This is a genomic window from Vibrio barjaei (genome assembly GCF_001639065.2).
Lineage (GTDB): Bacteria > Pseudomonadota > Gammaproteobacteria > Enterobacterales > Vibrionaceae > Vibrio > Vibrio barjaei.
The window spans coordinates 327,892-347,395 of sequence record NZ_LQXO02000012.1 but is presented as its reverse complement, the minus strand read 5'-3'; the positions used below and the strand labels follow the sequence as shown (position 1 = coordinate 347,395).

The following is a 19,504-nucleotide window of genomic DNA, read 5'->3' as shown; positions in this document are numbered from 1 at the left end:
CTGAACTAGACACCGCGGCGCTGTGTAGTGCGGCCTTCTTCCCAACTCACCACTTTCTCTGCGACGTGCTCGTTGCGTGTTACCTCTGGTAGACCGACTTCCCACCAGCAATCGCACTTAGACCATGCTGCTGGCGATACTGGGTCAATATCAACCACGATAACGTAAGTACGGTCAGCTTCTTTAGCGCGTTGGAATGCTGCATCGAACTCATCTACCGACGTCAGCTTCTCACTGATCGCACCTTGCGCTTCAGCGTGTTTAGCGAAGTCGACACGAGCCACTTCACCATCAGGACGACGACAGTCTTCAAGTAGATTGTTAAAGGAGTCGTTACCCGTGTTGTTCTGAAGTTTGTTGATAACAGCAAAGCCACCGTTATCGCACACTACGACAATCATCTTGTGACCCGTAAGGACGGATGAGTATATGTCTGAGTTTTGAATCAGGTATGAGCCGTCACCGACAAGCACAACCACATCGTTGTCTGGATTCGCCACTTTAGCGCCCCAACCGCCGGCAATTTCATAGCCCATGCATGAGAAGCCAAACTCGATATCAAACTTGCCGATTTGGTAGTTTTGCCAGTTCATTGCTAATTCAGCAGGTAGACCGCCTGCAGCTGTCAGCACCGTATCACCCGGCTGCATGGATTTGTTCAGCTTACCAATCACTTCTGCATATGAAGACAGTCCAGGTAACAGGTCACCCTCTTGAGGGTTGGTACGACGATGAACGACCGCCTTCCACTCATCGGCCTGCTCTTTCGCAGTTTGAGCCCAAGCATTATCACCCTGCCAATCACCAAGTAACTTCGATAACTCAACCAAGCCACGTTTGGCATCACATTTCACTGGCAACGCGCGGTGTTTTATCGCGTCAAATCGACCAACGTTAATAGTGATAAGCTTCATGTTTGGGTTCTTAAATACACTCCAAGAACCTGTGGTAAAGTCCTGCAAGCGAGTGCCAATTGCGACGACAACATCCGCATGCGCCGCCATATAGTTGGCCGAATCAGAGCCTGTCACACCAATAGGCCCTGCATTGAGCGGGTTGTCTTGCAACATCGTGGCACGACCCGCGATGGTCTCTACAACCGGAATATTGTGCTGTTTTGCGAATGCCGCGAGCTCATCAGTTGCAAGTGAGTAATGCACTCCACCACCTGATACAATCAGTGGTTTTTCCGCTTTCATCAGTACTGCTTTTGCGTCCTCAAGGTCAGCAATTTCTGGCTCTGGTCGACGAATACGGTGAACTTTTTCTTCGAAAAACACTTCCGGGAAATCGTAAGCAACGCCTTGAATATCTTGAGGAAGGCCGATAAATGCAGGTCCACAGGTCTCTGGATCAAGCATGGTGTCAATCGCTTGAGGCAATGAGTGCATCAGCTGTGAAGGCGAGATAATACGATCCCAGTAACGAGTCAGTGGTTTGAATGCATCGTTACAAGTAATAGATGGGTCGTAGAAGTTCTCCGGTTGCTGTAGTACTGGGTCAGGTAAACGGCTTACGTACGCGTCACCTGAAATCAATAGCACAGGAAGTCGGTTAGTGTGAGCAATACCCGCTGCGGTCACCATATTGGTTGCACCTGGACCAATTGAACTGGTCGCGATACCAATACGTCTGCGCTGGTTTGCTTTTGCATAAGCAATCGCCGCCGTCGCCATCGACTGTTCATTTTGACCACGCCAAGTCGGAATTTTGTCTTCAATGTTTTTAAGTTGCTGTCCAAAGCACGTCACGTTACCGTGACCAAATATGGCAAAAGCGGTGCCGAAAAGTTGCTCTTTTTTTCCATCTATTTCGATCATTTGAGCAGCTAAGTATTGTGCAAGCGCTTCTGCGACAGTTAGGCGTACAGTTTTCATTCTATTCCTCGGTAGTCTCAACTTTGTCCATTCCATGAGTAAGCTACGTTTTGCATCCCTAACCCCGTAGCTTTGTGATGGGGAGCATGGCTCCCCATCATCCAGAGCTCAATTACAAGCCATATTTCTTCGCATAACCTGTGATGTTCTCGTAAGCAGTTTTTGCGTAAGTTAGTGGGTGAGCTTTTGCTGGGTCTTGTTCAGCTTCAACCAGTAACCAACCTTGATAGTTACGAGCTTTAAGCGCAGCAAACACGTCGTCATAGTCCACATCGCCCGTACCAGGGACAGTGAATACACCGTCAAGAACAGCATTTAAGAAGGATTTATCCGCTTCGCGAGCCGCTTTCATTACATCAAGACGAAGGTCTTTGAAATGCATGTGACCGATGCGATGACCCCAACGCTCAATCATAGTCACTGGGTTACCGCCACCATATGTGATGTGGCCAGTGTCCAATGTTAGGAATACAGACTCACCTGTGAATTCCATCATAAGGTTGATGTCATCTTCTGTTTCACAGATAGTGCCAACATGATGGTGGAAAGAGAGCTTAATATCGTGTTCGTTTAGCAAATAGTCAGCGACTTTGGTCAACTTCTCGCAGTACATTTTCCACTCATCCATTGATAAGATGACGCGCTGTGAAAGTGGTGTGTTGATGTTGCCATGGACAGTGTTGCTCACTTCACCGTATACCATTGCTTTACAGCCTGCTGCCTTAAGAAGTTTGATGTGGTCTTGCATCGCTGCAATCTCTTCATCAGCAGTCATCGTCATTAGGTTGCCGCTATACCAACCTGACGCAAGTACAAGGCCGTGTTCTTTAAGTAGTGGTACTAATACTTCTGGTTCACGTGGATACTTGGTGCCTAGCTCTGTGCCTGTGAATCCAGCTTCAGCCATTTCACTTAAACACGTTTCCAAAGGGATCTCGCCACCAAGCTCTGGCATATCATCGTTGGTCCAAGTCAGTGGGCTAATTCCATATTGCACGTTGCTCATTTTTATTCTCCGACAATGTTTTAAAGATTTTCCAAGTGATTCAAAGCGCTCATATTGATTGATTCATCGCATTAGCAAACTTTGAACATCTCCTGTTGTTTCACTGAGGACTACTTTAGCCAAAAAAAGCATCAATGAAAAATATTTTTCATATCATACAGTGAGATTTTCAAAACAAGATGAAATTGGAAAAAACCTATATAGCACGCGGCTTACCACTGTTTTTGATCTAGATCTCACTTTTATTAAACATATATTTTTCATACACTTATAACATTTTTAAGATTTGAAAAAGATTTTTCATAGTTTGATGAAGATAACATTTCTGGACAAAATGACAGTTTAGCGGTAGTCGAAACAGAAAAGAGTCAATATGATTAAAACACCAGCAAAATGAAAAATAATTTTCAAATTACACAACTATAACATCTGCTGGACTTATAGAATGCCAATACTCGTACCCTACAAACCGAAGTATTGGGCGTTACCCAACTGGAACTGGTTCGATGGTAAAGGGACAGCTTTGGGGAATCTCAATAAGGAAAATAAAATGGAAGCAACATCCAAGGCAGAAGCACGAAAACACAATATTGCCTATATTGTTCGAATCTGCTGTATTGCAGCACTAGGCGGGATACTATTAGGATATGATACCGCGGTAATTTCAGGCGCCATTGGCCCTATTAGAGAACACTTTGGTTTAACCCCAGCACAAACTGGCTGGGCCGTATCCAGTGTCGTACTAGGCAGTATTATCGGCGCAGTCAGTGCCGGTTGGGCTGCTCTTAAGTATGGCCGTCGCAACACCCTATTCATCGCAGCCGTGCTCTTTATGATTTCGGCCATTGGTTCAGCTTTAGCCGCCACATTTAGCTTCTATGTCATCTTAAGAATTGTCGGTGGTGTTGCCGTCGGTCTGGCATGTGTTGTTTCACCAATGTATATGTCTGAAGTCGCTCCTAAAGACTTTCGAGGGCGCGCCGTCAGTATGTTCCAACAGTCTGCCGTTATTGGTCAAACAGGTGTTTTCTACGTCAATTATCTTATCGCTAAAGGTATGTCAGAAGCTTGGTTAGTGGATCTAGGCTGGCGTTGGATGCTGGGCTCCGAAGTGATTCCGGCGGCACTGTTTGCAGTGTTACTGTTTATTATTCCAGAGTCCCCTCGTTGGTTGGTACTCAAAGGGAGAATCGATGAAGCGAAAACCACACTGTCTAAAATCTCTAACCCAAAACATGCAGAACAACTTATTCTGGAAATCCAAGACTCTCTTAAAGACAGTTTAGGCACCGCTAAGAACAAAGTGAGTTTACGCTCTCCTCTCTTATTCGCTATTCTTGTCATCGGTACCTTTGTTGCTGCGGCGCAACAGTTAACGGGTATCAACGTCATCATGTATTACACCCCTGAGATCCTGAAACCGATTACGGGCTCTACAGAAAACGCTCTATTCCAAACGACGTTTGTTGGCGTGGTATTCATTCTAGGTAATGCGCTTGGCATGTATCTTATCGACAAAGTCGGACGTCTACCGCTAATGAAATACGGTACCTTCGGCTGTGCACTTGGTATGTTTGTTGTTGGCTATGTGTTGTATCAACAAACGGAAGGTTATGCCGCCTTGTTCGCGCTATGTCTATACGTTGTCTCCTATGCCACTTCATGGGGCTGCGCATGTTGGACCATGATTTCTGAGATTTTCCCGAACAGCATCCGCTCTAGAGCGATGGCGATCGCCGTTGGTGCTCAATGGTTTACTGGCTTTATCGTCACTCAATCCTTCCCTATGCTCAACGAAAATGCCTATCTAAAAGAGAACTTTAATGGTGCATTTGCGTTCTGGTTATTTGCGATTCTTTCAATCATCTGTATGTACGTTGTTGTTAAGTATGTACCTGAAACCAAAGGCGTCAGTCTGGAAAAAATGGAAGAAGCCATGGCGAAAAAATTGGGCAAAAAAGTGCCACAGTCCACATCTGAAGCACGTGCTTAATCAATAAGACTCCACAACAAAACGGGAACAGGCTAACTTAAGGCCTGTTCCTTTTTTTTGTTTTTAACCTGGCCAATACAATGAGGCGTTTATGCTCGATAAAATGGCGTTTTTTGTTTACGTGATTCGCTCTGGTTCCATTTCTTCTGCGGCACGACGATTCAATATTTCCGTTTCGGCTGGCAGCCGCTGGTTACAGGAGCTTGAAAACCATTTTGGAACCACTTTGTGTCGTCGTTCAAATCGACTTTTGGAAGCCACTCAGGCTGGTCAAACTCTATTCGAAGAATTCTCTCCCCTAGTCGATAGCGCAGAACGAATCAGCAGAAAGCTAGAAGATTACCAGTCACAAGAAAAAGGCCATATCGACATCGTCTGCACGCCTGTCTATGCCAATCACTATTTGATGGATATGATTGCCCAATACTCCAAGGCTCACCCAGACGTGACATTTAATATCAACGTCACGCCTTGGGCGTTAGATCATGCAAGTACCTCTGACTTAATGATCAGCGCCAATGCCAGCTTCCAAGGTTATCGTGAAAAAGATTTACTGCTGGTGAAGCGAGAATTGATGCAATGTCCATTTATTGTCGTCGCCTCTCCACAATATCTTGAATCGCACAACCTGCCTTCTCACCCTAGTGACTTGGCTCAACACCCTTGTTTGATCGCCACCACGCTCACTGGAAGTAACGATTGGATCTTTCGTCAGCAAGCGGAGAACATCATTTTAAAGGTACCGAAAACCGTTGAGGTTAATGACAGTGATTTGTTGCTAAGAGGGGCTTTGAATGGAATTGGTATCGCTTACCTGCCAGAGTTTGTCGCGAGAAGTTACATTGATAATGGTAAGCTAATCGCACTACTGCCCGATTATCAAACCAGTATTTGGAGTTTAAATCTGTATTATCATTCGCCGCAGACCGCCTCTCCTACGGCGACAAAATTTAAGGATTTTTTGCTTACCAGCAAAGAAGAACAGCATAGCTGATTTATACCAATGCGAAGCTTTGTATCGCGTCGAAACATAGCTTCGCACCAGATAGAAATAAGAACGCGTAGCAAAGCTGATAAATTCGCTCCTGACTAACTTTATGTAGTAGCATTACGCCAAGTTTCACTCCCACGGGAGCAAACGGAATAAGTAACAATGCAGTGAATAAATTGGTTTCATCAAACTCCCCCAGCGCCACATACGGGACTACTTTTACCACATTGATAATGGCAAACAGAACCGCCATGGTTGCGATAAGCGTGACTTTCTCTAAGCGCAGTGGCAGCAAGTAAATACTCGCTGGACCACCGCCCGCATGGATAGCCGTACTGGAAAACCCGCCCAATGCACTCCAAAACCACGCGCTAAATTTTCCCGGTGTCGATGACGACTGTCTACCGCCAAACCAGTGCTGAAAACAAAAAGCCAAAGACAGTAAACCTATGGTGAGTTTTAGGCCAGTTTCAGGTGTCACACTTAAGAATAACCCCGCAAGCACCACACCTAAAATCGACCCAGGAAGCATTTGCTTTAAGATCCGATAATCAGCGTTCTTGTAATGGTGACGGACGGCGAACGCGTCCATTACAATAAGAATGGGCAGTAAAATTGCTGCTGCCTGAGTAGGAGAGATGATCAGTGCCATTAACGGCACCGCGATGATCCCCAATGCCCCTCCTAGCCCACCTTTACCTATTCCATAAATCAACACAGCAGGTATCGCCATTATGTAAAACCAAGGATCGCTGACTATCGGCATGGTTAGACTCCTAACGAGGCGAGGTAGTTGCGGCTGCGTTGAAGGTCAACTTTTACCTGTTGCGATTGTTTGACATTGTGCTCGTGTTCCACAACTAACCATCCTTGATAGTCAATTGATTTTAAACTCGCAATGACTTGATTAAGTTTGATATCACCGTCTCCAAGTGGAGTAACAAGTCCATCAGAATAGGCATCAAACCACGGCTGTTTGTCTCTAATTGCTACACGTAACTTGTCGATAGATACATCTTTCAAATGAACATGCTCGATTCTATCCGCATACCGTCTGATGAGGCTCAAAGGGTCCATTCCATCCAAAAACGTATGACCAATATCGAGACATAATCCAAGTTCGGAATCGGAAATTTGATGCAATACAAACTCTATCTCATCTTTAAACCCTATATACCCACCAACACCGGGATGCAGTAAACAACGCAATCCATGATCCTGAGCTAGGCTAATGATTTGCCTCATATTGTTGATGAGGTGATGTTTCTGTTCTGAGGTTAATCGAGGCGCTGTCGCACTTTGACCGAGGCTGCCAAAGCGCTCAGGGTGATTTCCTTCCATAAGCAGCAGCGTACCCACTCCTAGCGCTTTTAAACGAACACACGTTTTCTCAGTTTGGTTAAGAATTGCTGGCATTTGTTCGCCGTCACTAAAAGGTTGCTGCAGCTTACCAGCACATATTTCTAGTCCTCGCGTTCGGCACGCACTTTTGGTCAGCATCGCCTCCTCTGGAAAGTAGCCGTCTGGCCCCAGTTCAATACCACGATATCCGCAGTCACTTGCCTCCATTAGTACTTTACCCCAACTTGGGTTTAGCCCATTGTCTGGCTCTTCGATACCCCAGCAGCAAGGGGCGCAAGCTATTCGATTATGCATAACGTTTTCTCCAATTATCCTGATACCAAGATAAAAGTGTTAATAATGAAAAGACGTGATCAACCACCAATTTGGTATTTGCATTTATGCAAAGCCGCTTTGAATTCTTGTCTATAACACATAGTCGCTACTCCCTTTTAGACTGAAACAAAGCGCTAAAACAGCCGCAACATTTAAGGTATTGGGAGACAGAGATGGAACGAATTTTTATTGTCGCAGCAAAACGAACCCCTATAGGGAGCTTCAACGGTTCACTTAGCTCATTATCCGCAGTTGAGCTTGGTGCACACGCTATTCAAGCAACAATCGAGCAGGCTGATATTACGCCAGACCTGATTGACGAAGTGATCGTAGGCAATGTGTTAACCGGTGGAGCTGGTATGGGCCCTGCCCGCCAAGCGGCCATTAAAGCCGGGATCCCAGATTCCGTTCCTGCCTACACCCTTAACATGATCTGTGGCAGTGGAATGAAAGTCGTAATGGATGGCGCGAGCCACATTCGAGCAGGCGATGCCGACATCGTCATGGCTTGTGGAATGGAAAGTATGTCAAACGCTCCCTTTATCGCCAACGGTCAAATCCGTCGCGGATATAAAATGGGCCATCAAAACCTTGAAGACAGCATCATTAAGGATGGACTTACTGACGCGTTCCACCAATACCATATGGGTATCACGGCAGAAAACATCGCCAAGAAATTTGAGCTAACACGTGAAGAGCAAGATGCTTTTGCACTCGCAAGTCAAAAGAAAGCGGTCCACGCCTTAGAAAGTGGTGATTTCACCAACGAAGTTGCTCCACTCACTATTGTAAACCGCCGCCGTCAAACTGAAGTAAAAAGTGACGAATACCCAAAACCAGATTGCACCTACGAAGCATTGCAAAAACTCAGACCCGCATTCACTGCCGAAGGCACGGTTACCGCAGGTAATGCATCTGGCATCAATGACGGTGGTTCAGCCATTCTATTGGCCTCTGAATCCGCAGTACAACGTCATGGTTTAACACCACTTGCGGAGCTTATTGAATACGGACAAGGGGCCATAGCGCCCGAGGTTATGGGACTTGGTCCAGTTCCCGCGATTGCCAATGCACTTAATAAAGCCAATTTGTCGATAACTGATATTGATGTGTTCGAGCTTAACGAAGCCTTCGCGGCCCAAGCGCTTGGCGTTGCTCATTCATTAGCGGAACAACACAATATTGATGTGCCATGGCTATTGGAGCGAACCAATTTAAGTGGTGGAGCGATCGCACTCGGCCACCCTATCGGAGCATCAGGCAACCGAATTCTTACCACTCTTGTCTATCAATTGCATCGAACTCAGAGCGATTTGGGTTTGGCTTCATTGTGCATTGGCGGCGGCATGGGCACAGCCGTCATTATCAAACGTTGTTAAAGAGGAAACGACCATGAAAAAAGCAGCATCACCTCAACAACTCAAAGACATTCTTCATGATGGTATGACCATTATGGTAGGTGGTTTTATGGCAACCGGTGCGCCAGAGAAACTTATCGATCTACTTATCGAATTCGACATCAAAGACATCACCCTTATTACTACCGATACAGCATCACCCGGTAGAGGCACGAGTCGATTGATTGCTGAAAAGCGGGTCAAAAAACTTTATGCATCACACATCGGTCTTAACCCAGAAACAGGGGCACAAATGAATGAGGGAATCTTGGATGTCGAACTCGTCCCTCAAGGCACTCTTGCCGAACGTATTCGCAGCGGAGGAGCCGGACTCGGTGGTGTTTTGACGCCTACTGGCTTAGGAACTATTGTCGCCGAAGGCAAACAAGTGATTAATGTTCAAGGAAAAGACTACTTGCTAGAAACCCCATTGAGGGCAGACATCGCTCTTATTCGCGGCTCCATAGTCGACCGCCGTGGTAATGTGTTTTACAGCAAAACCACGCAAAACTTTAACCCCTTGATGGCAACCGCTGCTGACACAGTCATTGTTGAAGCGGAGTCTCTAGTAGACATAGGCGACATTCAGCCTGAAGCCGTGCACACCCCTAGCCTATATGTGGACTATATCTTAACGGAGGACGCGTAATGAGCACTCAACTAGACAAAAATACTATTCGCCGTCGCATCGCCTGGCGTGTCGCTCAAGAAATGCGTGACGGAGATATCGTCAATCTAGGCATTGGTCTCCCTACTCTAGTGGCTAACGAAGTCGATAAAGATGTCGAAATCCTTCTTCAAGCAGAGAATGGACTGCTTGGTATTGATAATTTAGCTGAAGAGCATGAAATAGATGCTGATTTGGTTAACGCAGGCGCACAACCAATTACCGCTATCCAAGGGAGTTGTTACTTCAATAGTGCGGATTCGTTCTCCATTATTCGCGGCGGTCATGTCGATTCCACCGTGTTGGGCGCATTGCAAGTGGATGAAAAAGGTAATCTCGCTAACTGGATTATTCCAGGAAAGATGGTGCCCGGCATGGGTGGGGCAATGGATCTGGTGGTTGGAGCGAAGAAGGTGATCGTTGCGATGGAGCACACCGTCAAAGGTAAAGCTAAACTATTACGCGACTGTACTTTGCCACTCACGGCTGTGAATCAAGTGGATTTGATTGTCACGGAAATGGGCGTCATAGAGTTGACGGAACAAGGGATGCTGCTCACTGAATTAGCTCCGGAATTTTCAATTGAAGACGTACAGCAAGCAACAGAAGCTGAACTTCGCATTTCCCCTGCATTAAAACCAATGCCTATCCCTTGCTAATTCTGGTCTTAGAAGCCTGAACATTAGCCAGACGCCTAGTTGAGTTTAATCACTCACCTAGGCGTTATTTTTACCCTCGACACAAAGTACTGGATATTCATACAGCAAAGAACTATACTGGTTGTACATACAGCAATTCATGAGGTGTAGTTATGTTGCAAGAAAAACTAGAACGCATCAATGAGCTTCGCAAGCAAGCGATGTCTGATCCTGAATTCATGAAGTCTGCGCAAGCACACGCTGATGCGATTAAACACGAATATCACCCCACTCCAAGTAAACGTAGCAAGAAACCCAAAACACTATCTGATATCTATCAAGGCTACGACTTTGGAATTTAACTCATAGACAAATACAAAAAAGGAGAGCATTAGCTCTCCTTTTTAATGGTTCGAATTGCCTTAGTGCACTGCAACCAGCCTTTAAATAAAAGGCCCCAACTAGGCTATTGTTCCCACTCTAAACGGACGAATTTTCCTGATAGCCAGTGGATTTTGACCACCTTGCCCAGACAACCTCTTGGCTTGAGTGCGTTTTAATTGAATGTGGCAAAGTTCCAATATCAAACCAAACGCCATCGCAAAGTATACGTAACCTTTGTTGATATGAATTGCGAAGCCTTCCGCCATCAACAAGCCACCTAACAACACCAAGAACAATAACGCTAGAGTTTTGAAGCCCGGGTACTGGGTGACAAGGTTATTAATTTTCTCTGCCGTCAACACCATGACCACCGCCGACGCTAATATCGCAGCAACCATGATTGGCACTTCACTTGTTAAACCAACCGCCGTAATGACAGAGTCCATAGAGAAGACCGCATCCACCGCGACAATCTGTAATAACACCACTGCCAAGCCTGCACTTACTCGTGTCGAATGCGTACTTTCATCGTGAGTCAGCCAACTCCATAGCTCTTTTAGACTCTTGGCTAACAAAAACGCACCACCCAAGATCATAATGACGTCTCGTCCGGTGAAGGCGAATTTAGCGATTTCGAATAAAGGTTGCGTCAATGACATGACCCAAGTGATCGAAAAAACTAACACGATACGCGCCATAACGGCCAAGCCAATACCTAGGTTTCGGGCCAGTTTGCGTTGATGTAGTGGAAGGCGCTCACAAAGTACGGAGATAAACACGACGTTATCAACACCGAGTACGATCTCTAAGGCAAATAGTGTGGCAAAAATAGCCCATGCTTCAGGCTGAAGGAAAAGTTCTAACATGATTGCGGCTCCAGGAAAGTGGAACCAATAGAATTGTAAAGTCGACTATAGGGGTCGTCCATTTAGGGTTAATACCTCTGTTACTTAGGGATCGCAAGTAAATCACCAAACCCTCTAACGAGCAATATGGCAGAATGTAACCAAACATGTCGTTGATTCATAAATTGATACATGCAACCCCAAACACTGAATACGCGCCAATATTGCCTAGTTCGTCACAATTCCATCTTTGTATAGCCACTTGTATACAAACTGAAGTATTATTGTTTTATTAGGGACATAAATCATGAGAGTGCTGTAATCAGATGGGAAGCCTGAAAAACTCTGTAAGTAAAAGCGTAAAGACCAAAGTTGCTGGTCAAACGCAAGATGACGTCGTTTATTGTCATATTTTTGATGCCATATTAGAACAACGCCTTCCTCCCGCAACTAAACTGAATGAAGAAGCTTTAGCGGAAATTTTTGGTGTGAGTCGCACCATTATTCGTCGTGCACTACTTCGATTATCGCTTGAAAAAGTCGTCGATATTCGACCGAATCGTGGCGCTATTGTTTCCGCCCCTTCGGTTGAAGAAGCACAACAGATTTTCAAAGCTAGAGAAGTGCTTGAGCTTGCCATTACTGAACTCGCGGTTGTAAGCGCAACCAAGGCGCAAATTGCTGAGTGCCGTAAATTGGTCGAAGAGGAAAACGCCGCCTTTGCCAAAGACGATTACGGCAGTGGCCTGCGTTTATCTGGTGAGTTTCATATCAAGCTCGCCGAAATGGCAGATAACGCACCTTTGCTAGCCTTCCAACGCAGTATTGTCTCGCAGTCGTCACTGCTTATTGCCATGTACGAAACGGGCAACCACTCCAACTGTTCTCAAGATGAACATACCATGTTGCTTGATGCCATTGAGAACGGCGATGAAGAAGTAGCTCTTGAGCTTATGAAAGAACACTTAGAACACATTCGTTCTAAATTGAATCTCGATGGAAACAACGCCTCCAACGATCTTCATGTGGTGTTCTCAGACGTGCTTAAGAACAAAGCGAGCTAAGTTGAATACCACTTTATAAGCCAACCAAATACGGTTGGCTTTTTTGATCCTGCCTGTCTCCTCGAAATTTCCGCAGCTTATCGTTTTAAACAACGAAATAATCATGACTGATTTTTTGTAACACAGAATCGACACCTAAACTCTTACTTTATTTAATAATATCAGACAGATAAGAAAACCACTTCATTCTACGATCGATTAACAGCCTTAGTTTTGTTGCTATTTTGTAAAATTTTAGTTGACCTCTTGGTCAAATTATCCAATTATTGACCCAAAGGTCAGAAAATTATAAAAACGAACTATCACGGAACAAGGAGGTCTCTTGATTACTTTTCTACTCAATCAAGAAATCAAGCAGGAAGTAAATGTCTCCCCCAACATGACTGTGCTGAACTATCTACGCACTCATGTAAAGAAAACTGGAACAAAGGAAGGTTGTGGTTCTGGTGACTGTGGGGCATGCACTGTCGTACTAGGTGAGCTCGTCGATGGGCAGCTAAAGTACCGCAGCGTCAACTCGTGTCTAACGTTTATTTCTGCTCTGCACGGAAAACAGCTCATTACGGTGGAAGACCTACAAGAAAAAGGTCAATCACTCCACCCAGTACAAGAGGCCATCGTTGAGTTTCACGGCTCACAATGCGGCTATTGTACACCTGGTTTTATCATGTCGATGTTTGCATTGACTAAAAACAAACCTAACGCAAGCAAGCCAGACGTTATGGAGTCCCTTGCGGGTAATCTATGCCGCTGTACCGGTTATCGTCCTATCGTCAACTCTGCTTTATCACTTTGCTCAGAAGAACATATTGTTGACCAATTCTCTGAATTAGAACGCGCAACTATACAGAAGCTTGAAAGTATTCAAGATGAAGATGCAAGCTTACGCCTTGGTCACCTCACTGCTTTTTCGCCAAAAACTACTGACGAATTGGCCAAGCTTTACAAAGCACATCCCCAAGCCAAATTGGTCGCTGGCGGTACCGATTTAGCGCTTGAAGTAACTCAATTCCATCGTGAAATTGAAACGTTAATCAGTGTCAATCTGGTTGAAGAGATGAAAGTGTGCCAAGAGACGGATCAAACGTTAGAAATTGGTGCCAATCTGCCTATTTCCGATGCGTATCAACTGCTGACTAAGCACTACCCTGATTTCGGAGAACTTCTACATCGCTTCGCCTCACTGCAAGTGCGTAACCAAGGCACGATTGGCGGCAACATTGCCAATGCTTCCCCTATCGGTGACACCCCGCCGCTACTGATCGCGCTTGATGCTAGTATTCAGCTTCGTTGTGGTGATGAAACACGTGTGATTCCAGTGGAAGAATATTTCATTAGCTACAAAGTGACGGCGCAGCAAGAGAGTGAGTTCATCGAAAAGATCATCATTCCCAAGCCAAGTAACGACAGCTTCCGAGCGTATAAATTGTCAAAACGTTTAGATGATGACATTTCAGCAGTATGCGGCGCTTTCGCCATTACTGTGGAAGATAACGTCGTGACAGACGCACGAGTCGCTTTCGGCGGTATGGCAGCAACACCTAAGCGCGCCACACTTTGCGAACAAGCGCTAATCGGTCAAGCATGGAATGAAGAGACCGTAGCCACCGCAATGGAAGCAGTGAAAAACGATTTCGAGCCGCTTTCCGATTTCCGCGCCAGTCAAGAGTACCGCACTATTTCAGCTGCCAATATGCTTAAGCGCTATTACATTGAAACCAATAACACCAGTAATCTGATCGAAACGAGGGTAACGTCTTATGTCTAACGTGAATCATCAGCAACTGACTCACGAAGAGATGGTTGCCATTGTCAAACAAGATTTGAAAACTGGCGTGGGTAAAAGCGTTAAGCATGACAGTGCACCTAAACAGGTAACTGGTGAAGCGGTCTACATTGACGACCGTCTTGAGTTTCCAAATCAGCTGCATGTGTATGCTCTTTTGAGCACACAAGCGCACGCGAAAATCACCAAATTGGACGTATCGCCTTGTTATGAATTTGATGGCGTTGCCATCGCGATTACGTCCAAAGATGTGCCCGGTCAATTAGATATTGGCGCGATTCTACCTGGTGACCCTCTGTTAGCCGATGGTGTTGTTGAGTATTACGGCCAGCCTGTTATCGCTGTAGCAGCAAACGACCTAGAAACGGCCCGTAAAGCCGCTCATGCCGCCATCGTCGAGTATGAAGCACTGCCTGCTATCCTTGATGTTAAAGAAGCCCTTGCCAAAGAGCACTTTGTGACTGAAAGCCACCAGCAAAAGCGTGGTGACTCTCAAAAAGCACTAGCAAAGGCCAAACACATCATTGAAGGTGAGCTTGAGATCGGCGGGCAAGAGCACTTCTATCTAGAAACCCAAGTCAGTAGTGTTATGCCAACCGAAGATGGTGGCATGATTGTCTATACCTCAACACAAAACCCGACTGAGGTTCAGAAACTTGTCTCGGAAGTGCTCGGTGTTGCCATGCACAAAGTAGTTATCGACATGCGCCGCATGGGTGGCGGCTTTGGTGGTAAAGAGACTCAAGCGGCTGGACCTGCCTGTATGGCAGCGGTTATTGCACACCTAACAGGTCGTCCAACCAAAATGCGCTTGCTGCGTAATGAAGATATGACCATGACGGGTAAACGTCACCCGTTCTACAACCAATACAAGATCGGTTTTAACGATGATGGTGTGATTGAGGGAGCTGAGATCATTGTAGCCGGAAACTGTGGTTACTCTCCCGACCTATCTAGCTCTATTGTCGACCGTGCTATGTTCCACTCAGACAATGCCTACTATTTAGGCGATGCGACCGTAACAGGCCATCGTTGTAAAACCAACACGGCATCTAATACTGCATACCGCGGGTTTGGTGGTCCACAAGGCATGATGACTATCGAACACATCATGGACGAGATTGCTCGTTACTTGAAAAAAGATCCGCTCGAAGTGCGCAAAGCCAACTACTACGGTGAAGAAGGTCGTGATGTTACCCACTACTATCAAACCGTAGAAGATAACTTCTTGCCGGAAATTACTGAGCAACTCGAACAAAGCAGTGATTACCATGCGCGACGTAAAGAAATTGCCGAGTTCAACCGCAACAGCCCGATTTTGAAAAAAGGCTTATCCATTACTCCAGTGAAATTCGGGATCTCGTTTACCGCGACTTTCCTAAACCAAGCTGGAGCACTGATTCACATATACACCGATGGCAGTATTCATTTGAATCACGGTGGTACTGAAATGGGCCAAGGCTTGAATATCAAAGTGGCTCAAATCGTAGCAGAGGAGTTTCAAGTAGATGTTGACCGTATCCAAATCACTGCAACTAACACCGACAAGGTGCCGAACACCTCGCCCACTGCGGCCTCATCGGGCGCCGACCTCAACGGTAAAGCCGCGCAAAACGCTGCAATAACCATCAAACAGCGCCTCATAGAATTTGCATCGTCACACTTTAAAGTCACGCCAGAGGAAGTGATTTTTAAGAATGGTATGGTACAGATTCGTGAAGAAATTATGACGTTTGCGGACTTTGCTCAGCTGGCATGGATGAACCAAATTTCATTGTCGAGCACCGGCTTTTACCGCACGCCAAAAATCTATTATGACCATGAGAAAGCGCGCGGTCGCCCATTCTACTACTTCGCTTACGGAGCATCGTGCTCAGAAGTAATCATTGATACGCTGACAGGTGAGTACAAAATCCTGCGCGTCGATATTTTGCACGATGTTGGTGCATCACTAAACCCTGCGATCGATATTGGTCAGGTTGAAGGCGGTTTTGTACAAGGTGTAGGTTGGCTAACAACCGAAGAGCTGGTTTGGAATGAACAGGGCCGCCTAATGACTAACGGACCTGCAAGCTACAAGATTCCAGCGATTGCGGATATGCCTATCGACTTTAGAACCCACCTTCTGGAGAACCGTAGCAACCCAGAGGATACGGTGTTCAATTCAAAAGCCGTTGGTGAACCACCATTCATGCTGGGTATGTCAGTGTGGAGTGCGCTCAAAGATGCGATCTCATATGTCGCCGTGGACGGTGCAATTCCAAAACTCGACACACCTGCGACACCTGAGCGTGTATTAATGGCGGTACAAGCCGTCACACAAGGGCAGAAAAATACAACCACTACCACAACGGAAGCAAACTAATAAGAGAGGTCACTATGTTTAAGGACAATTGGATTCATGAACTCGCGAAGCTTGAAGAAAACCACGAGCCTTGTGTCATGGTGACCGTTTTGGAAGACCGAGGCTCTGTGCCGCGTGACGCGGGCACGAAGATGCTGGTAACACGAGACAAGATTATCGCCACCATCGGTGGTGGTCATCTCGAACATGTAGCATCAAAAATGGCACGAGAGATGCTTATTTCAGGAGAGAGCGCATTAAAAGTAGAGCGCTTTAATCTTGGAGCGCGCCTCGGTCAATGCTGTGGCGGAATGGCGACGTTAAGCTTCGAACCTATTGGAACAGCGCAGAAACACTTAGTGTTATTCGGCGCTGGTCATGTCGCAAAAGCACTACTGCACATAGTGTCGACATTACCATTTAGAGTGACCTGGATAGATGAACGAGAGGCAGAGTTCCCAGAAGTGCTCCCAGATGGCGTGAAGAAATTGGTGTCAGATGACCCTGTTGGTGAAGTAAAACACATGCCACCGAATAGCTACTATTTGGTCATGACTCATAATCATCAACTCGACTTCGACCTGTCAAAAGCCATCATTGATCGTAATGACAGTGCGTACTTTGGAATGATCGGTTCATTGACCAAACGTAAGAAGTTCGACTTTAGGTTATCTCAGCGCGGCTATACACAAGAGCAGATCAACACCATGACCTGCCCTATCGGTATAGGCGCAATTACCGGCAAACACCCTGCAGAAATCGCTGTATCTGTCGCAGGGGAACTGATCTCACTCTATCAAGGAAATCCAGTAGAGCAAAAACGTCCGGATCCGTCGCAGGCACTGCATGAAGTAAGTTAAATGCTTACTTAAAGGACTCAGAATTTGACGGCCAATTTGTGAGGAGTTGGCTAAAAGGAAGTACCATGACATCACAGCGTAAGGCCTACAGAGCCAGTATTTTACATAGCATTGCTGACCCGAAAGACGTCGGGTTAGAGAACTCGTATGAGTTTTTTGAAGACGGCATGATTGTCGTTGAACACGGTCATATCATCGATATTGGCTCAGCTACAGACGTACTAGCAAGACACCCAAAGCCACTAAAAGTCACCACCTATAAAAACAAGCTAATTACGTCAGGTTTCATTGATACTCATATCCACTATCCACAAACAGGCATGATTGCCTCTTACGGCGAACAGCTATTGGATTGGTTGGAAAACTATACCTTCCCAGAAGAAAGACGATTCAAAAACCCGGTTTACGCACACAAAGTCGCGAAACTGTTTTTGGATGAACTGGCGAGTAACGGAACCACTACAGCCTTGGTATTCGGTACCGTACACAAAGAATCGGTCGATGTTTTCTTTGAAGAGGCAGAGAAACGTAAGCTTCGTATGATAGCAGGTAAAGTGCTCATGGACCGCAATGCACCAGACTATCTAACCGACACGCCAGAATCCGGATACCAAGCGTCTAAAGAGCTAATCGAAAAATGGCATAATCGCGGCCGTTTACTCTATGCCGTCACTCCTAGGTTTGCGCCAACAAGCACGCCAGAGCAACTTGCAACCGTAGGTAAGCTGCTTGAAGAATACCCAGACGTTTACATGCATACGCATTTATCGGAAAACAAAAAAGAGATTGAGTGGGTACTTGACCTCTTTCCAGAACGTGAAAGCTATCTTGATGTCTACGACCATTACGGACTGCTACACAAGCGTTCGGTGTTCGCTCATGGTATTCACTTGTCTGATTGCGAATGTCAAAGGTTGGCGGATACCGAATCTGCTATCGCTTTCTGCCCTACCTCCAACTTGTTCCTTGGTTCAGGCCTATTTAAGTTGAATAAGCTTGAGGAGCATGGCGTGCGTGTTGGTATGGGCACCGATGTGGGTGCGGGAACCAGCTTTTCGATTCTACAAACAATGAGTGAAGCGTACAAAATCATGCAGCTCCAACAAGAAAAGCTGCATCCGTTGAAATCGCTCTACTTAGCAACACTGGGCGGCGCCAAGTCTCTTCATTTAGAGGACAAGATTGGTAACTTGGCCGTTGGCAAAGAAGCTGATTTCGTCGTGTTAGATCTTCACGCAACTCAATTGATGCGCTTTAGAATGAAGCAAGCCACTACTCTAGAAGAGAAACTATTTGTATTGATGAGCCTTGGTGACGATAGAACGGTCTGCGAGACGTATATCTTTGGCGACAAAGCTTATGACGTTCAAGGCGAGCGTGATAAGCGCTTAGTCAGTTAACAAAACATAGCAATAAATCGAAGGCCCTTAATGGGCCTTTTGTTTTATCTAGATAAACAATTTCGAGAAATAATTTAAAAAAAAGCACATTTTTTTGTTAGATGAACGAATTCTGAATATTAACTTCAAATCTCGTTAAGATTGACTCAGGCATAGTAGCACCATCAAATGAACACAACGCCTACTTTGAGGTTTTTATGAAAAAAGTAATCATCACTACAGCACTTATTCTTACTTCTGGTTTTGCAGCTGCGAAATCTATGCCTGCAACTGGTGGTTTCAACGGGCCTAATGACGGTGCTCAAACAACTGTGACCCAGGCACTTAATGCGAAAGACGATACCATGGTGCAAATCACAGGTAACATCACACACTCTTTGGGCGATGAAAAGTATCAATTCACCGATGGTAGCAACACCATCGTTATTGAAATCGACAACGAAGATTGGCGTGGTGTTAACGTAACTCCGAACGACCGCGTGATAATAACTGGCAGTATCGATAAAGACATGGTGCAAGACGCAACGATCGACGTAGACAGCGTCAATATCGCAAGCTAAACACAATGAACTTGT

The 19,504-nt window shown here is 45.7% G+C and carries 17 protein-coding genes; 12 read left to right on the top strand and 5 right to left on the bottom strand.

Going from position 1 to position 19,504, the window contains the following annotated elements:
- Positions 1-5: 5 nt before the first annotated feature.
- Together iolD and iolE are read right to left on the bottom strand one after the other, a co-directional pair.
- Positions 6-1,877 (bottom strand): 3D-(3,5/4)-trihydroxycyclohexane-1,2-dione acylhydrolase (decyclizing), encoded by a 1,872-nt coding sequence (gene iolD / locus AWH66_RS08050; protein WP_063605369.1) that lies wholly within the window; start codon positions 1,875-1,877, stop codon positions 6-8.
- Positions 1,878-1,989: 112 nt separating this feature from the next.
- On the bottom strand, positions 1,990-2,883 hold the full coding sequence (gene iolE, locus AWH66_RS08045) for a myo-inosose-2 dehydratase (RefSeq protein ID WP_063605370.1): 894 nt from the start codon (positions 2,881-2,883) through the stop codon (positions 1,990-1,992).
- Between the two features lie 550 nt (positions 2,884-3,433).
- Between iolE and AWH66_RS08040 the strand changes: the two genes are divergently transcribed.
- A complete protein-coding gene (locus AWH66_RS08040) occupies positions 3,434-4,876 on the top strand; it encodes a sugar porter family MFS transporter (RefSeq protein WP_063605371.1) in 1,443 nt (480 codons plus the stop codon).
- A gap of 91 nt (positions 4,877-4,967) precedes the next feature.
- Complete coding sequence (locus AWH66_RS08035; protein WP_063605372.1) at positions 4,968-5,870, top strand: LysR family transcriptional regulator; 903 nt, start codon at positions 4,968-4,970, stop codon at positions 5,868-5,870.
- Between the two features lies 1 nt (position 5,871).
- Here the strand turns inward: AWH66_RS08035 and AWH66_RS08030 are convergent, their stop codons facing one another.
- Both AWH66_RS08030 and AWH66_RS08025 read right to left on the bottom strand, forming a co-directional pair.
- Entirely contained in the window at positions 5,872-6,633 is a 762-nt protein-coding gene (locus tag AWH66_RS08030; protein WP_063605373.1) for a sulfite exporter TauE/SafE family protein, read from the bottom strand.
- A gap of 2 nt (positions 6,634-6,635) precedes the next feature.
- A complete protein-coding gene (locus AWH66_RS08025) occupies positions 6,636-7,523 on the bottom strand; it encodes a sugar phosphate isomerase/epimerase family protein (protein ID WP_063605374.1) in 888 nt (295 codons plus the stop codon).
- Between the two features lie 194 nt (positions 7,524-7,717).
- Here AWH66_RS08025 and AWH66_RS08020 point away from each other — a divergent pair, with 194 nt between their 5' ends.
- The 4 genes from AWH66_RS08020 to AWH66_RS08005 all read left to right on the top strand — a co-directional run bounded on the left by AWH66_RS08020 (position 7,718) and on the right by AWH66_RS08005 (position 10,608).
- Positions 7,718-8,923, top strand: coding sequence for an acetyl-CoA C-acetyltransferase (locus tag AWH66_RS08020; RefSeq protein ID WP_063605375.1), 1,206 nt, complete (start codon positions 7,718-7,720; stop codon positions 8,921-8,923).
- Positions 8,924-8,936: 13 nt separating this feature from the next.
- Positions 8,937-9,590: a CoA transferase subunit A gene (locus AWH66_RS08015; RefSeq protein WP_038228418.1), complete on the top strand. Its 654-nt coding sequence runs from the start codon at positions 8,937-8,939 to the stop codon at positions 9,588-9,590.
- The gene (locus AWH66_RS08010; protein ID WP_063605376.1) at positions 9,590-10,267 is read left to right on the top strand and encodes a 3-oxoacid CoA-transferase subunit B; all 678 of its coding nucleotides are present in this window, start codon (positions 9,590-9,592) and stop codon (positions 10,265-10,267) included. Before AWH66_RS08015 ends, AWH66_RS08010 begins: the two co-directional genes overlap by 1 nt.
- 152 nt (positions 10,268-10,419) lie before the next feature.
- Complete coding sequence (locus tag AWH66_RS08005) at positions 10,420-10,608, top strand: hypothetical protein (RefSeq protein ID WP_006070636.1); 189 nt, start codon at positions 10,420-10,422, stop codon at positions 10,606-10,608.
- Between the two features lie 99 nt (positions 10,609-10,707).
- Here the strand turns inward: AWH66_RS08005 and AWH66_RS08000 are convergent, their stop codons facing one another.
- Positions 10,708-11,496, bottom strand: coding sequence for a TerC family protein (locus AWH66_RS08000; RefSeq protein ID WP_063605377.1), 789 nt, complete (start codon positions 11,494-11,496; stop codon positions 10,708-10,710).
- A 305-nt stretch (positions 11,497-11,801) separates the two neighbouring features.
- On the opposite strand from AWH66_RS08000, the gene AWH66_RS07995 reads away from it, so the two are divergent.
- The 6 genes from AWH66_RS07995 to AWH66_RS07970 all read left to right on the top strand — a co-directional run bounded on the left by AWH66_RS07995 (position 11,802) and on the right by AWH66_RS07970 (position 19,489).
- Positions 11,802-12,539, top strand: coding sequence for a GntR family transcriptional regulator (locus AWH66_RS07995; protein ID WP_006070634.1), 738 nt, complete (start codon positions 11,802-11,804; stop codon positions 12,537-12,539).
- Positions 12,540-12,861: 322 nt separating this feature from the next.
- Positions 12,862-14,307, top strand: coding sequence for a xanthine dehydrogenase small subunit (gene xdhA / locus AWH66_RS07990; RefSeq protein WP_063605378.1), 1,446 nt, complete (start codon positions 12,862-12,864; stop codon positions 14,305-14,307).
- The gene (xdhB, locus tag AWH66_RS07985) at positions 14,300-16,690 is read left to right on the top strand and encodes a xanthine dehydrogenase molybdopterin binding subunit (RefSeq protein ID WP_006070632.1); all 2,391 of its coding nucleotides are present in this window, start codon (positions 14,300-14,302) and stop codon (positions 16,688-16,690) included. The genes xdhA and xdhB overlap by 8 nt, the downstream gene beginning before the upstream one ends.
- 14 nt (positions 16,691-16,704) lie before the next feature.
- A complete protein-coding gene (xdhC, locus tag AWH66_RS07980) occupies positions 16,705-17,529 on the top strand; it encodes a xanthine dehydrogenase accessory protein XdhC (RefSeq protein WP_006070631.1) in 825 nt (274 codons plus the stop codon).
- Between the two features lie 65 nt (positions 17,530-17,594).
- Complete coding sequence (gene guaD, locus AWH66_RS07975) at positions 17,595-18,929, top strand: guanine deaminase (protein WP_063605379.1); 1,335 nt, start codon at positions 17,595-17,597, stop codon at positions 18,927-18,929.
- Positions 18,930-19,126: 197 nt separating this feature from the next.
- Positions 19,127-19,489 carry a YgiW/YdeI family stress tolerance OB fold protein gene (locus tag AWH66_RS07970; protein WP_063605380.1) on the top strand — a complete coding sequence of 121 codons (363 nt, stop codon included), beginning with the start codon at positions 19,127-19,129 and terminating at the stop codon, positions 19,487-19,489.
- Positions 19,490-19,504 lie beyond the last annotated feature (15 nt).